The sequence below is a fragment of the Marinobacter sp. CP1 genome (genome assembly GCF_001266795.1).
GTDB classification, from domain to species: Bacteria; Pseudomonadota; Gammaproteobacteria; order Pseudomonadales; family Oleiphilaceae; genus Marinobacter; species Marinobacter flavimaris.
This window is the reverse complement of sequence record NZ_CP011929.1, coordinates 4,169,387-4,184,594: the sequence shown is the minus strand read 5'-3', so window position 1 is coordinate 4,184,594 and position 15,208 is coordinate 4,169,387. Positions and strand designations below refer to the sequence as shown.

The window sequence follows — 15,208 nt, the reverse complement described above, 5'->3', positions numbered from 1 at the left end:
GACCCCGCCGCGTCGAATCACAGTTCGGCCCGAGAACGTATCCACAATATCCAGCCGAATAGAGTCTCGATTCTCTCTATTCAGTCAGTCAAGACGGTTATCAGCGAATGCGTTATCGTAGTCCGATCACTCAGTACGCCCAAGGATCCCTCGGACCCTCTATTTCAGCCTCATCAGTGAACTCATCCGCCTGAGATTAAGCGACAGACAGACCAGATCCCATTCACCCTGCACGGCGTGAAGGCCCCGCAGACTGAACTGTCGGAAGCCCAGAACATGCTTGATCCAGCCGTTGACCGCCTCAACCAGATGCTTGCGCTGAGCGTAAACCGATCGCCCGGTTGCCGTGGCCAGCTTCCCGGCCATCCGGGCGCTGGCCGGATAACGGCTCGCGTCTATCTCTGAACTCTTCTTGCCCTCCCGGCGCAGCGAGACATAGCCGTCGATGCTTTTGTCTTCCAGGGTCTGTAGATCTTCTTCTTTACGGTAACCCGCGTCAGCCAGACACTGATCCGGATAGGTTTCCAGAGTGTCTTTTGCCTGATCCAGCAGTGGTATCAGACAGCCATTGTCACTGGGATTATTGCCCAGGTGGTTGGCGACAATCAGCTGGAATTCACCATCCACGGCCAACTGGCCGTTGTAGCATTGCTGGAACCCGTCCGCCGTTTTCATAATCCGGCTTTGCGGATCGGTAAAATTGCTCTGATCCTTGTCATCCGGAACCCCATAATCCCGCTTGAAGTTCGGGCCCCCGCGAGGTGAGCGCCGATCATCGTCCGGGGACCGACCCCGGGCCTTGTCCCGCTCTTTCTGGTCTGCTTCCAATTTCTCTTTGGCGGCACGAATCTTGTCCAGCCGCGCCTGCCGGTACTGAAGCTCTTCAGGCAGTTCATCACCCCGGTTATCCGGGCCGAACTGTCGGTCTTCCGACTGGTCTGTCTGACGCGCCTGACGACAAAGTGCATCGATCTCTTTCGATAAACGATCGTCTTCCTCGCCCATGCGGCCATAGCTCATGGCCTTGTGCTTGCTGGCATTAGCCCGAACCTTGGTGCCATCAATCGCCAGTGTTCCCAGCGTGATCAGCTCCGCTTCCCGGGCAATCCGGACCACCTGAATAAACACGGCCTTGAAGGCAACCAAATGGTGTTTGCGGAAATCACAGATCGTGCGATGCCTGGGGAAGTTGCCTGCCGCCAGAACCCGGAAGGCCACGTCTTCTTCCAGCTTCCGGGCGATCTTGCGTGAAGAGAAAACGCCGGTGGCGTAGGCGTAGATCAGAACCTTCAGCATCATTCGTGGATCGAAGGGCGAGTTGCGTCGGCCGTTGCCTTCGTAGCGGGCATAAAACGCGCTTAAATCCAGCTCCTCGACGACATCACTGACAAAATAGGCCAGATGCCCCTCAGGCAGCCACTCGTTCAGGCTCGGGGGAAGAAGCAGTTCCTGGCCAGGCGAATACGGGCGGAAAGTGGTTCCCATCAGTCATCCTGTTGCTGAAGAATTTTGATCTATTGTGCCAGAATGTAGCTTCTGCCGCGCAGACTCCTAGCCCGGATTTCTCATGAAGAAGGTAGCATGAGGAAGGAAGAAGCGGCTTAAAGTGTTAGAATTCAAGTTCCTACACAAAAACCCACACTAAAAGCCGCTATCCAAAATGGTACCTCAAAAACTGACCTTCTCGCCACTCTCCCGCCGCCAGATTGAAGCCGATTTCTCCGGAGGCCATATCACCTCGGATGCCGGTGTGTTGTTACTGCGCGAAGTCGATAAACAACACCGGCTAACCCAGCGACTGGCCGAGACGCTGACCGACCAGCGGGATGCCCGCATGATTCGTCATGGGCTCAACACCATGATCCGGCAGCGCGTCTACGGCGTGGCCAGCGGCTACGAAGATCTGAATGATCATGAAGCGCTTCGCTTTGATCAGGCACTACAAACCGCCACGGGGAATGCCTCGACTCTGGCCGGCAAGTCCACGCTTTGTCGAATGGAGCAGGCGATGGATCGGCAAACCATTGTCAAAGCGCATGAGTTGCTCTGGCACCACTTTATCGAGCAGCATGAGAAGCCGCCCAAGGAAATCGTGCTGGATTTTGACGGCACCGATATTCCGGTGCACGGCGACCAGCCGGGTAAGTTCTTTAACCGGTATTACGACCATCACTGCTACTTCCCGCTTTACGTCTTCTGCGGTAGGCACTTGCTGGTGAGCTATCTGCGCACCAGCAATCGAGGTGATGCCCGGCACAGCTGGGCCATTCTGGCGCTGCTGGTGCGATTTATTCGCGAGTATTGGCCACAGACCCGGATCGTGTTCCGGGGCGACTCCCACTTCAGCAAGCCCCGACTGCTGGCCTGGTGCGATCGCAACCAGGTGGATTACATCGTAGGCATGGCCCGCAACCAGCGGCTGGAGGCGCTTGCCGCCCCAGCCATGGACAAAGTCCGGACCTACTACGAGGCTCATGGCCATAAGCTCGCCAGCACCTTCCGCTTCCGCTACAAAGCCCGAAGCTGGCATAAGCCACGCTGGGTGGTTGCGCGCCTGGAATATGGCCCTCAAGGCCCGAACCCCCGGTTCGTTATCAGCTCCCGCTACGATGACGGATTCAAGCTCTACTACGAACAGTATTGCGCACGGGGTGATATGGAGAACCGGATCAAGGATCAACAACTGGATCTGTTTGCCGGTCGCACCTCCAGCACACACTGGTGGACCAACCAGTGGCGGCTGATCTTATCCGGCTTCGCCTACACCCTGTTCGAGCGTTTGCGGGTGCATCTGAAAAACACGCCCTTCGAACGTATGAGTGCCGGCACCTTGCGCTTGAAGCTGATCAAGGTTGGCGCAGTCATCATCCGCAACACCCGCCGAATACGGGTGTTGATGAGTGATAGCTATCCACACAAGAACGATCTCTCAGCACTGGTTCAGCGCTTGGTGCCCCAGTAGATAATCGGGCTCCCCCGGCCCGATACCAATGGGGGAAAGGGGGAGTTGTGCCTGAATGCCGGAAACTGGCTAAATAATCGCCAACTTCGACCATGACCACTCGGATCTGGCACTACCAGGCTTGGTCTGCGAAGGTTGTTGGAGCACTATGAGAAATCCGGGCTAGGCCAACCTTGACTATTATCCGCCGAAAAAAGCGAAGCCAACCACTTGACCAATAGCGTGGTTTTACCGGTACCTGGGGGCCCCCAAACACAGACAACAGGCTCGTCTGAATCCAGCAAATTCTCGACACTCGAGCGGTCTAGGTTGCTATTCGGAACCGGATCTCCAGAAAGACCAAGTAAAGTTGTGTGCACTTTTGGCGAGACAAATTTACCCAGAATGGCATTTTCAAGCGCTTTGCTCAGTGTCTGTTGCTGAGAGCCCTCTCCGACTCGTTCAATCCGGGTTAGGCCGAAGGGGTTAATCTCCCGAAAACCTTCCTGATAATGGGCCTCAAGCTCCAACCTACAAATGCCATTCTCCCGATCGACCCAGCTCGCATGCTTTATATTTCGAACCTCAGAGTGTCCGACAGCGCGAATCCGTGTTTTACCTTCATTTGAGATTGCCTCATCCAGCCAGCTTGGGCGACTCATCGCTGTAATCATGCCAACCACAACATGACCTCTTTTTTGCGACTCCCCAGGCAAAAATCCACAAGATCCTTCCAATTGAATATGCTCTTGCTGGTCCTGATAGATCAGCGAGAGCTTGCGGAGCCTCAAAGCGGATTGGCGCTGATGCGTATTCCGGCGAACGTGACCGGTCATTCCGGGGATCGTGACCGATTTGCACACGGCCATCACGCTGGAGTCGATTTTGTACTCTGAGCGGTCACGATGGGTCAACAGATTCCGTCTTTTGTGTTTTTGCTTTTCGCAGTGATTCCCCCTTCAGATTGAGCCGGTGAGCGCCGTGCAGGAGCCGGTCCAGGATGGCGTCGGCGAGCGTGGCGGAGCCGATGTAATCGTGCCAATGCTCCGTGGGTAACTGGCTGGCAATGAGAGTTGAACCCCTGCCGTGCCGGTCTTCGATCACTTCCATCAGGTCCTGTCGCTGTTGCGCGGTTACCTTCTGCATGCCCCAGTCATCCAGGATCAGCAGGTCGGTTTTTAGCAACTGGTTCATCAGCCGGGCATAGCTGCCATCGCCATGGGCGATGCGTAGTTGTTCGAACAGACGCGGTACCCGCAGGTAGCGAACTGAGAGGCCTTGCCGGCAGGCCTGGTTGCCCAGGGCGCATGCCAGCCAGGTCTTACCGCACCCGGTGGGCCCGGTGATGCACAGGTTCAGGGATTGGCGGATCCAGTCACAGCTGGCCAGTCCGGCCATGCGGGAGCGCTCCAGCCCTCTCGGGTGATGGTAGTCGATATCTTCAATGCAGGCCGGCACACGCAACCGGGCGGCCTTGAGCAGCCGCTCCAGTCGCCGGTTTTCGCGGTGCAGCACTTCGCGATCTACCAGCAGGGCAAGACGCTCCTCGAACGCCAGGTCGTGGGTGTCAGGCTGCGCCCGCTGTTGTTCCAGGGCATCGCACATGCCGGTCAGCTTGAGCTGGCGCAGGGTGTCGAGAGTGTTTTGAGTCAACATCAGTGTCTCCGGGATCAGTGGTAGTAGTGGGGGCCACGAACGTTGGTGTGAACGGGCAGATCGGCCAGTTCCGGTTCTTCCTCGGTCAGTGTCAGGGGAAGCTGATCCAGGCCCTGCTTCAGGATCGAGGTGATGCTCTGGTAGCTGGCCGAGTTGATGGACAGCGCCCGGGCACAGGCTTGCTCCAGCCGGTCACGGCTGTAACGTCGACTCAGGTTCAACAGCCCCAGGCAGGCCCGGTAGCCATGTTCGGGATGGGGGCGATCCTTGAGCTGTCGCTGCACCACGTCGAGCGTGGCGGGGCCGATGTCCGCGGCCCAGTTCAGGAACCGTCCGGGAGACCAGTTCTGATGGGCCTGGTGGGATTTGGGCATGTGCTCGGTCAGGGTGACGAAGCGGCTCTTGCCGTGGCGGGGATGCAACGCCACCCGCTGGCCCTTGTGCATGACTTCCACGGCGGTGTCGGTCACCCGTACATCCAGCTTCACGCCCACGAGAGCGTGAGGCACGCTGTACAGCCGTTTGTCGATCTCAATGTGGTAGTCGATGCCCGGTCGTGCCTTACGCCACTCGGCATAAACGTAGGGCGTTGCCGGCAGTGGCTTCAGTGCGGGTCGGTCCAGCGTTTCGAACAGACTCTGGCGGCTCTCGGAACGCCCCTGGAACCGGCGCTGGTTCAGCGCCGGTAGCAGTCCGGCGATGGCTGCGTTCAGCTCGGCCAGTGAGAAGAACGTTCGGTGCCGCAACCGGGCCAGGATCCAGCGTTCAACCAGCAGCACAGCGGCTTCGGCCTTCGCTTTGTCCTTGGGCTTGTAGGGGCGTGCCGGTAAGACTGCCGTCTGGTAATGGGCGGCCAGTTCCGCATAGGTCTCGTTGATCTGGGGCGTGTATCGGTCTGCCTTGGTGACCGCTGCCTTGAGATTGTCCGGAACCAGCAGTTCCGGCACGCCACCGTAGAACGCCAGCATGCGCTGATGGGAGGCGACCCAGTCCGGGAGGCTCTGGCTCCAGGTGGCCTCGGCGAAGGTATAGCTGGACGCACCCAGCACGGCCACAAAGACCTGGGCCTTGCGCATCTCGCCAGTGCTGCGGTCCACCACCGGCACGGTGGGGCCGCAGTAATCGATAAAGATCTTTTCACCGGCCCGGTGGACCTGACGCATGCTGCGTCGCTGCCGGCCGCGCCAGAGCCGGTAGTGATGGCAGAACTGGCTGTACCGGCGAGCCTTGTCGCCGTGGCGCTCTACGTACTCAGCCCAGAGCAGTTGCAGGGTCACGCCCTTGGTCTTCAGTTCCTGATGGACCTGGAAGTAGTCGGGCTCGGCAAAGCGTTCGCGCGGCGTCTTGGCCGGGAACAGCTGGGCCTCTAACCGTGCTTCATCCGTGCCTTCCGGCAACGGCCAGGTGATGCCCTGCGCGGTGGCCAGGCTGACGTACTTGCCGACCACGCCCTTGGAGAGCCCGCAGGCACGGGCAATGCGTTCGTGGCTCAGGCCCGCTTCGTACTTGAGGCGCAAGACCTCGATGATTTGTCGCATGGAAATCCTCGCTGCCGGCATCTGCCCTTCCTCGTGATGAAAAAGGAAGGGGTATGCCGGATAAAGTTGAAGAATTCCAGCGTGTTGGCAGGGATTCCGGAGGAACGTGACCGGTGATTCCGGCATCGTGACCGGCGATTCCGGAAAACTACCCGAAATCGGTCACGATAAAACGGAATGAGCGGTCACGATCGCCCGGAACAGGCGGTCACGTTCAAACGGAATGGGCGGTCACGATGGGCCGGAATATGCAGCTGAAGCAGCATTTGCTTCTGACTGCTTAATTCAGCGTGTAGGGCCTCTACAAATGGATAAAACATTGACCGATCAATATTGGCTTCGTCCTCGGAGCCAAAAGCAAAAGCACACAGTCCAGCATGAAAACGAACGGAAACAGGCGGACCAGCAGCGCCGTGTAGAACATGGTCCAAAACAAATGCTTGCTCCGACGAGTTGGCCGTAGTAACTAACGTCACATTGTCGATAGAAAAGCCAACCTGACTTGAACCGATAAGGTGTACCCTCCAGGGAGAGTTCTGTGAGGACTCATCAATTTTTTGATAGGCTGAAACTAAATCGGGTAATTTGCTTTCCGGAACCGACAGCAGAATTGGTGACCAGAACTCGCGGCTTCCTCCAATTCTCGCCGTTAATCTGACGGGTAAAGGGGTTTGCCGGTCCAGTCGAGTAATATGTTCAAGCATCCATACGCTTGGGTACACATCAACGGAGCATTCGGGCGTCAGCCGACTGTGGTCCTGAGCCCTCGCCTCCAGAATTAAACGAGCTCCTAGATAATCCAGATAAATCCCTTCCCGCTCTCGGCTAACAACTCTGGCGGTCATAGGGGCACCGCCGTCCGTAAGATTAGCCTCTAAAAGTGCTGCACCGATTACTGACACTTTCGCAGAACGCTTCTTATGGTCAACGCCGAACAGCATTGCGCGTCCGTTAAGCTCTTCCGACCAGTCTTCCACCACCAGACGATAGCCATGAAGCGCGTCGGGAACCTCCCCTTCAAAATGAACCAGCCCGCCCTCACGAGGAAAATCATTAGGCAATTGAAGTTCAGCAGGAGTAGGAATCGCACCACATCTACCATTCACGACATCTGCCAGGATTCCCTTCACCAAGCCAAGGTGAGCCCTTTCTGCATCAACTCGGCTAAGCGCAAGCTCTAGCTCAAGGACAACCTGGTTAAAAGCATCGCTCTCTCGGCTCCCCAAACGCTTAGCCATTACCGCCCGAGCCTTCGCATGGCTTGCAATTAATTCAGTAGCAACGCAATTCCGTGTTTCTAGCTCTTGAACTACCAGAGCTTCCAAGTCCTTCACGTAGCTGACAAGCAATTCATGGCGTTCTTTTGCATCAGCTTCATAAAGTGCCTCGAGCTGCTCCTCCAAGGCCTTGATTTGCGCCTGAACGGCTTCAGTTCGCTGGCCATTCCACCAACTGACGCCCGTCGCAGTGAGGCTTATACCCGCTATTACGAAGAGGTGAATCACGAATATTGGCCGTTACTGCTTAAGTTTCACGAGGTTATCCGAAATAATTTGAAGCTCTTGTCGCAACTGCGCCTTTTCTTCCTTTGAGCAATTCGAGTTCCTTAACTCCTCCATAGTAGCGTCAAAGAGCTTCAGAATCGGATCCATCAAAGCTCGTGACTGAGCCAGCTCCTCAACTCTAATCTGATTACTCTCTCTGGCTGCTTGAAGATTCACTTCAGCCCGATTGACCTCGATTTCCGCTTGAGTAACACGCCCCTGCCACTCTACGAGTGTTGCTTTAAGCTGGTTGTGGGATTTTATGACCTCGAAAACACCCTTTACGGCTTCAATTGCTTCTTTCGCAACCTGAAGCCGGGCAACCTCCGTTTTGGCTCCTGCCTCAATACCCGCTCTCTCGGTTTTTAATTTCTCAATCTGTTTAGCCTCTGAACTTGCCGAGGCGCTACTCTTAGAAACACGCGACAGCAATTCTTCAGATAATTTTAGTTTCTGGTCCGGCATGGCGTTAACCTCTATGCATTGGTTTCATTGTAGTTTTGGAGCGCATGTTTTAGTTCTGCCCAGACATCCTCAAGCTCAATCAGTTGTTCATCAAAAGCTTCAATATCCGGAAGGTCAGAGCTACGTATTTCATGAAGCTCATACCAGGCGGTTCGATAGGCCGAATGGCACGTTAGAACCAGCTTCCCGAGTCTTTCCTGCAATTGAGAACGCTGAGCCAATTCTTTTCTTGCCAGATCTATCTGCTCGGAAAGCTGCTCGCGCTCTAACTCAAGTCTCCTTTCCTCCTGGGGAATGAATTGAATAAGACCATCACGATGAGCCTTGGCTTCTCTCAATTTCAAATAGGAATTCACAGCGTCAGCGACTGAAACCGCTGCCTCCAGCAGCATGAGCGCAGGATTGGCCTTCGCCGCAGCTTTGCCCATGCCCTTCTTAAAACCATACTTGCTAGCCAAAACCGCAGTGTTTGCCAACAGTGTAAGCGCTTGTTTCGGAACACGAGTCGTCATCTCTAAAACACCCTCACAACACACCATGAATCAGGTGTGAGCTCCAGAATAGATCTGTCAGCATCAGAATCTGTGGCCGTTCCTACATTGGGCAACGCCGGAAAACGATCCCCCCGCCGATCTCTTACACGCACCTTACTCTCCGGCGTTAAACACCAGAGCGTCTCGGTAAAAGGTTCGAAAAAAAACCGCTTCCTGAGACGAATCCTTTCGACTTTCTTTTACAAGCAGGCAACGCACCATAAGAAAGTTCTGGCACCATTCACTTCCCTTAGCAGGCCTATAGGGTCGATCAGAAAATGGTCGGAATGCCCTCCAAAGCCCAGCGAGAAGCCAATACTCTGGGGTTTCAATTACCGCGTCTTTCCTGATTCTTGTCCCATCTCGGCGTAAAAACACGCGAAGTCGACTGTCTTCCTGCAGTTGGGCAAGCCCTTCTCGTTTTTCTTCAGGTACCAACTTCTTCAGCAATGATTCAGGAATGGCTTCATCTGTTGCCTTCGCGAAGGTTTCTTCATCAGGCTTATGAAACACAGGTGACGGCCAATCCCGGGGATATCGCTCTTGCTTTTTATGCTCATCGACCGAAATAAGCCTCCTAGCCGGGTGCGCGGCACTGACGAACAGTCCACGGATCGGGTCTTCATTCAGCTCACGAGAGAGCTCGATGGCCTCCACGATGTCCCTTCCTTTCTTGGTCGCCGCCCAGTTCTCAGCCAGGGAATTAGCAGCAAGGAGATCGTGGATATTGTTTAGCGTAGTTACGTCCAACCCCGTAGTTGTCGCAATAGCCTTTCTGTCCTTTCCAGCGACGAGTTCTTCCAAAACGAATCTTGATACTGCATCACAACTACGAGGTGTTTTGGCCACGGCCCAAACCTTGAATGGCATACCGCTGAATGCGACCGGTACAGAGGGTGATTCAGGCTCTGGAATGCACGCACGAATGCTTGCGATTCCTCTTGCCCGTCTTTTCCGCTTATCCGTTAGCCAACCGTCGGGCATCTCAATCCGAGTTATTTCGGCCTCGATCTCTTCCCCTATAGAGATTTCCTCAGAAGGATGATCGACCCAATGCCAAGCAAGTTCGGAGATTGGAATCCATGCTTGGAAGTCCATAACGTCGACAAGTACCCCGCGGTCCTCAAGTTGAACCACGCGTCCCGTAATCAGATCGCCTTCTTCCAATTTCGCCAGGGCTTTCCTAGCTTTGGCTTCCCCGACTGCCCTTATGCTGGCTTTCCAACCCCGGTCATCCTTGTTGAGCAATACAAATTCCGCAGTTTGGCCCTCGCTTAAAACATTCGCTGGATCAGAAACGAAAACGTCTGACATTTCTCCAGGAAAAACAACGGCCGTCAGATCACCTGATGCAACTTTGGCAAACTTTTCCCGAACAATTTGGATGTTGCCTGATAAAACGTCGCCAGGGCTATATGAAGCGCTTCTAGAGGAGGAACTCGACCTTTGATGAGATTTCTTCACCGGCGAGCGTGCTTTGTTCTCTTCACCCAGAAGGGCTGAAAAAAGGTCCAAGAGGAAACTCACAGAGCTTGCCCCTCTAAAATCTCCCAAGCCACCCGATAATCCTCCTCCCGGTCCGACCGGAAAAATGGCGCCTTGTACTCCACCGTCCGCTCCGTTGGTCCGCCGGGTAGAGTGTCGTCCATGTAGGTTTTGTAGACGCTGCCTTCCTGCAGGTGCTGGATATCTTCCCAGCCGAGGGCAATGCCATCTTCTTTTCTTTCGGGTGTGTCTATGCCGTAGAAGGTGCCTTCGTTGAGTTCCTTCTTGTTGGCTTTTCTTGGCAGGCCTACGCCTACCAGGCCTTTGCTGGGGGTGAAGACGATGCGGCCGGTTTGGTCGTAGAAGGTTTCGGCTTCGTACTGGCGCATGACGGGGAACTGTACGCGGTAGATGGTGAGCAGTTCTTCCAGCGTGAGGCCGAGGGCCTGGGCGACGAGGACATCTATTTCCACCAGGGCCTGGCGGCGGGCGCCGTCGGTGCGCAGGGCGTTGTTGCGTTGCCACTCGGGAGTGAGGTTGGCGAAGAAGTCCTGGGGCAGCGCGGCGATGGGTTTGCGGGTGGCCCAGTGTTGTTGGCGGAAGCTGTCTTGCCAGTTGGATTGCCAGAGGTCGGCGTAGTGGCTGGTCACAGAATGAAGCGCTAACACCCGACAGGCAATCGAAGGCAACAACTCCACTAAAGGCAGTGCTGCCCACGTCGCCATCAAATTGCTACGTCCTGTGGATTTAATATAGAAATCACCAAGGATCGAGATTGTCATTGCGGCCTGGCGAAGCAACAACTGCTGAGATTTGAAAGTGGTCGATTGGACACCATGGATATGTGCAGCCCCCGGCATTACGATCATGGGAATCATCGTGCGCTCGCCGGACTGAGACAGCATTCCACGATAAGCCAACCGATAATACTCCGTCACCAACCGCGCCCGATGCTTGCCCTCTTCCACCCAAGGCACGCGCGGGGTACGGTCCCGGTAAGTGTCAGGGTCACAGGCGGGGACGTAGTTGGTGCGCGGCAGATAGTTGTCCGGCAGAGTCTGCAGATCAAGGATGTCGTAGTGGCTGTTCTGGGTGCATTCTGCCCGTGGGGTTTTATAGAAAGGGCTGCCGACGAAGAAATGTGGGCCAGAAAGTATCCATTGGTCCGGGTTTTCGGGGAAACGGGTTTCCCGCTTAATGGTGCCGTCTTTCTGGGCGTTTGTTTCGTGCCACATTTCCAGTGACAGATACTGCTCTTTTAGATCGCCCAGCCGCCGGGGCTGGGCGGCAAATTTTTCCAGCACGTTGGTGAGCTGCCGGGCATGCAGGGCTGGCAGGCGGGCTTCCAGGGCATCGGTGCCGGCTTCGTCGTAGAGCTGGGCGAACAGGGCCAGTTCGTGTTGGCCGATTTCGATAATTCGGTCGCGGTGGCCGTTGGTGTTCCAGACGGTTTTGATGGCCCCGCTGGCTGACTCCACTTCTTCCTTGATGCCCGGCACACGCCCCTGTCCTTCATGGGCAAAACAGATATCCACAGTTTGCGGAATAAACAGGTTGGCGATGTGCCTGAATTCTGGTTCAGACCGCTGCGGGCCATACACGTTAATACTGTAGATTGTGGCGTGATGCACTTCGGCGAACAGCCCCACTTCATTGTGGAACTGGAAGTGCTGGCGCAAACGCGGATACACCTCCCGCCGAAATCCCCCACCCTTCGGATCATCATAAATCCCTTCCGGATGCAAAAAGCCACTCACGCCCTGCCCGTTCACATTGACCCAGGCCCGAGGCAGGAAGCACTTGTACAGGTTGGTCTGCACGCCCTTCAGCTGCGGGTAGTTCTGGGTGGCATTCAAGAATGCCTGCGAGCCTTCCGCTTCCGCCAGCTCGGCAAACCAGGCCTGCTGCAGTTGGGGGCTCCGTTCGAAGGCGGCTTCGCGCTCGTCAGTCAGTTGCTTGGCGCTGAGTTTGTGCAGCACAAAGGCCGGGTTGTGGTCGCCGAGGATGCCGCCTTCCTGCCATTCCACTTTGCGCCAGGGCGGGTTACCCAAAGTAATGTCAAAGCCGCCGCGCTTGGCAAAGATGTCGGCGAAGGCCAGTTCCCAGTGGAAGAAGCGGTACTGCTCACCCAGTTGGTTGGCGATGGCCAGGGTGTTGAAAAACGGATTTTTGAACAGTTTTTCCAGGTTGAGCTCGCCGCGTTGGTTGCTGACTTCCCGGAGCGCAACGGTCTCTTCACGCAAACTAAGCTGTTCGTCATCACCCCCGAACATGTCCGCCTGTGGTTTCGCAAACGGATTGCTGTTCTCGGCTTGGTCAGGTTCTGCGCTGGATTCATAGGTACTTGCCTCCAACAGGCTTTCCTGCTCTGGAGCAAAATCAAAGGTCCCAGCGCTATTCAGGATGGTGTTCAGGTCGAACAACCATTTCTGGCGGTCTGGCAGTTCATCCACTTTGTCCAGGGGCCAGAACCAGAGGGCGCACCAGTAGTCCATGGCCAGTTTCAGGCGGCGGTAGGGAGAGGCGATGCGGGCGTTGGTGTTGAAGATGCCGTGGGCCCGCAGGTTGTCTTTTTCCCGGGTGGTGGTGTGGTGTTCTTCCACCTGTTCCTGGCCCCACAGGGGGTAGGTGTCTTCGGTGCGCTGGCGGTGTTGTTCCAGCATCTGGGTGTGTTCGCGCGACAGGCGGTCTACGGCCTCGCTCAGGCTTTGCAGGGTTTTGATTTCCTGCTCGTCCAGCGGGGCGCAGAAGTCTTTTTTCCAGTCTTTGATCTTTTTGAAGGCATCCGGCCGCAACTGTTTGGCGACTTTGTCGTTGTAGCCGGCCATACCTGGGTCGGGTAACAAGAAGTGATAGATCTCGTTGTCGCTGCGACCACCCTCGCCTGCCGGGTTCAGTAGGATTTCCGGGTTCAGTCTGCGCGGCGCGTTGTTGTACCAGTAGCCTTCTTTGGCCTGTTTCTTCAGGGCGATCTTGGGGTACACCTCGCGGCGGGCGCCGATCAAGCTGTTGCCGGTGAACAACTGGTAGCCGAACCAGGGTACGTTGTGGCCGCCGCTCAGGGCGTTCAACCACAGGGAGACTTCCGCCAGTTCCACAGCAATGGGGTTGAGGTCTACCCCGTAAACATTGTGGTCAGCGATGTGCATTTTTACCCGCTGGAGTTCGCGCTGGTAATCCTCGTGGGGGATGCGCTGGCCCAGTTCCTGTTGTTTGCGGGTGAGGTAGGCTTCCGCCAGCTGGTTGACGGCTTCGTTGAGGAAGGCCGCGCTGCCCATCGCGGGTTCGCACACGGTCAGTTTGAGGATATCGTCGGCGGTTACGTCGTCCGTCAGGCGTTCTTTGAGGGTGTATTTCACCAGGCTTTTGGTGAGCACTTCCGGGGTGTAGTAACTGGCGGATTTTTCCCGGTCCCGCCCCGCCATGCGGTAGATGAACTTGCCTTTGGGGTGCACGCGCAGGCTGAGTTTGCTGTCGATTTTGTCGTAAACGCGCTCTTTGTCGTCGAATTCGTTCAATTGGCTTTGGGTGACGAAGTAGCCGGTGTCCAGTTCGTCCGGGTTGATGTTCTGGCCTTTGGGGGCCACTTCGTACAGGTCTTCGGTGGCGAAGAAGCCGCGGTAGCTGAGCAGGGCTTCGTATACTGCGCCCAGCTGGTTGATGCCAAGCTGGGTATAGCTCACGCGGCCCCGGCGCTTTCTGCCGCTTGTGGGGCGAGTAAGCGACATGCTCTGGATCACCTGCTGCAGGGTTTCATTGCTGAAGGCCACGCGGTTGAGCAGCGGGGTTTTGGACGGGTCGAACAGGTGGCTGTCCAGGCCTTGCAGGGTGAAGGCATTGGCGTTGCTTTCGTGAAGATCGTCTTTCTGCCGGCTGACCTGCTTGCCTTTGTAGATCAGGCTGAACATACGTTGCAGGCTTTGATGGAAATACTCGCCTCGGCGACTTTCTTCAGTGGTCAGGCGTACGCTTTCCAGGTCACGTAGGCTGTCCAGGCTATAACCCATGCGCCAGGTTTCGTCTTCAGCCGGCAGATAGCCGAGTTCAGGGCGCGCTTCTATGTAGAACAGGAAGAGTATGCGGTACATGTAGCGCAGACACTCTTTAGAAAGCTGGTCCGCATCCAGAGCATTCTGCCCGCTGTAGATGCCTTCCTTGCGATCGCGGGCCTGTACTACCAGTTGTTCGGCTGCTTCGTTGCCCAGTAATTCGATGGCTTTCCGCAGGGCATATTTAAGATCATCCGATACCGCAAAGGCATGCTTGTGGCTGTTCTCATCCAGGCTGTCGAGGCGGCATTGGCCTACTTCGGGAGCCAAGCTTTCCCGATGTAAAAGAACGGCAGTGGCCTTGAGGGTTTTATCGTCGCGGCGGCCGAGAATCTCTTCCCAGTCAAAGCGGAGCATGCGGTTCTGCGACCACTTATACCGGTCGATCAGAATGCCCTGTCGGTCGGATAGTAATAGCACCCATCGCGGCGGGTTGTCCTGCCGGAAAATTGCTTCGTTAAGGATGCTGTACCAGTCGGTGTTTTTCAATTTGTCGTGGTGCGGGCCCGGGCCGAAGAACTGGTTGCTGTGCAGTTTTAGAGAGAGCGGGTCTTCGCCCTCGTTGTTTGAATCCAGCGCACCCAGTACCCAGAGCTGGTCGCCTAGAGCTGAGAGAACCGGCAGTTCCGTGTTGGGTGCCACCTCACGATTGTCTGGCTGATAGGGAATACCCAGTACCGAGGTAAGATCTTTGAAGAAATCGCGCTGCAGGCGAATTCGTTCTGCTGCACTGCGCTCGGTTTTGAGTTTGTGGCGCAGGGCGAAGTAGCTCTGGTTGAGATTCCTCAGGGCACGGTGAGGCGTGGTGTAATCGCGCCCCTCTTCTTTTGCCGATTCTTCACGAGCCTCCCAATCTTTGATGGTGTCGGCAAAGTCGCCCTGGAAGACTTCTGCCAGGTAATGGGCGCTGAAGAATTCGTTTTCGTTGGTCAGTCCAATGAACGTGGCGGCGGTATCCTGAACGGCCATCTGGTAATGCTCCTTTGCCCTACCCGGG

The 15,208-nt window shown here is 56.0% G+C and carries 10 protein-coding genes; 1 reads left to right on the top strand and 9 read right to left on the bottom strand.

Going from position 1 to position 15,208, the window contains the following annotated elements; all coding sequences use genetic code 11:
* Positions 1-159: 159 nt before the first annotated feature.
* The gene (locus ACP86_RS19270) at positions 160-1,485 is read right to left on the bottom strand and encodes an IS1182 family transposase (protein ID WP_053112091.1); all 1,326 of its coding nucleotides are present in this window, start codon (positions 1,483-1,485) and stop codon (positions 160-162) included.
* 175 nt (positions 1,486-1,660) lie between these two features.
* Here ACP86_RS19270 and ACP86_RS19265 point away from each other — a divergent pair, with 175 nt between their 5' ends.
* A complete protein-coding gene (locus ACP86_RS19265; RefSeq protein ID WP_041336316.1) occupies positions 1,661-2,962 on the top strand; it encodes an IS1380 family transposase in 1,302 nt (433 codons plus the stop codon).
* Between the two features lie 146 nt (positions 2,963-3,108).
* Here the strand turns inward: ACP86_RS19265 and ACP86_RS19260 are convergent, their stop codons facing one another.
* The 8 genes from ACP86_RS19260 to ACP86_RS19225 all read right to left on the bottom strand — a co-directional run bounded on the left by ACP86_RS19260 (position 3,109) and on the right by ACP86_RS19225 (position 15,180).
* A complete protein-coding gene (locus ACP86_RS19260; protein WP_053115108.1) occupies positions 3,109-3,855 on the bottom strand; it encodes a hypothetical protein in 747 nt (248 codons plus the stop codon).
* Positions 3,842-4,597 (bottom strand): IS21-like element helper ATPase IstB, encoded by a 756-nt coding sequence (istB, locus tag ACP86_RS19255; protein WP_011784510.1) that lies wholly within the window; start codon positions 4,595-4,597, stop codon positions 3,842-3,844. The genes ACP86_RS19260 and istB overlap by 14 nt, the downstream gene beginning before the upstream one ends.
* 14 nt (positions 4,598-4,611) lie before the next feature.
* Entirely contained in the window at positions 4,612-6,156 is a 1,545-nt protein-coding gene (istA, locus tag ACP86_RS19250; protein WP_318256802.1) for an IS21 family transposase, read from the bottom strand.
* A gap of 164 nt (positions 6,157-6,320) precedes the next feature.
* The gene (locus ACP86_RS19245) at positions 6,321-7,640 is read right to left on the bottom strand and encodes a hypothetical protein (RefSeq protein WP_053115107.1); all 1,320 of its coding nucleotides are present in this window, start codon (positions 7,638-7,640) and stop codon (positions 6,321-6,323) included.
* 12 nt (positions 7,641-7,652) lie between these two features.
* Positions 7,653-8,144 (bottom strand): hypothetical protein, encoded by a 492-nt coding sequence (locus ACP86_RS19240; RefSeq protein ID WP_053115106.1) that lies wholly within the window; start codon positions 8,142-8,144, stop codon positions 7,653-7,655.
* Between the two features lie 11 nt (positions 8,145-8,155).
* The gene (locus tag ACP86_RS19235) at positions 8,156-8,656 is read right to left on the bottom strand and encodes a hypothetical protein (RefSeq protein WP_094182504.1); all 501 of its coding nucleotides are present in this window, start codon (positions 8,654-8,656) and stop codon (positions 8,156-8,158) included.
* Between the two features lie 135 nt (positions 8,657-8,791).
* Positions 8,792-10,204, bottom strand: a complete 1,413-nt coding sequence (locus ACP86_RS19230; RefSeq protein WP_144422727.1) for a S1 RNA-binding domain-containing protein — start codon at positions 10,202-10,204, stop codon at positions 8,792-8,794.
* The gene (locus ACP86_RS19225) at positions 10,201-15,180 is read right to left on the bottom strand and encodes a class I SAM-dependent DNA methyltransferase (protein WP_053115103.1); all 4,980 of its coding nucleotides are present in this window, start codon (positions 15,178-15,180) and stop codon (positions 10,201-10,203) included. Before ACP86_RS19225 ends, ACP86_RS19230 begins: the two co-directional genes overlap by 4 nt.
* Positions 15,181-15,208 lie beyond the last annotated feature (28 nt).

What these genes read in the sequence shown, in the direction of transcription:
- ACP86_RS19270 (WP_053112091.1), bottom strand. Translation starts at nt 1,485, where the DNA reads ATGGGAACCACTTTCCGCCCGTATTCGCCTGGCCAGGAACTGCTTCTT.
- ACP86_RS19265 (WP_041336316.1), top strand. Translation starts at nt 1,661, where the DNA reads ATGGTACCTCAAAAACTGACCTTCTCGCCACTCTCCCGCCGCCAGATT.
- istB (WP_011784510.1), bottom strand. Translation starts at nt 4,597, where the DNA reads ATGTTGACTCAAAACACTCTCGACACCCTGCGCCAGCTCAAGCTGACC.
- istA (WP_318256802.1), bottom strand. Translation starts at nt 6,156, where the DNA reads ATGCCGGCAGCGAGGATTTCCATGCGACAAATCATCGAGGTCTTGCGC.
- ACP86_RS19240 (WP_053115106.1), bottom strand. Translation starts at nt 8,144, where the DNA reads ATGCCGGACCAGAAACTAAAATTATCTGAAGAATTGCTGTCGCGTGTT.
- ACP86_RS19235 (WP_094182504.1), bottom strand. Translation starts at nt 8,656, where the DNA reads ATGACGACTCGTGTTCCGAAACAAGCGCTTACACTGTTGGCAAACACT.
- ACP86_RS19225 (WP_053115103.1), bottom strand. Translation starts at nt 15,180, where the DNA reads ATGGCCGTTCAGGATACCGCCGCCACGTTCATTGGACTGACCAACGAA.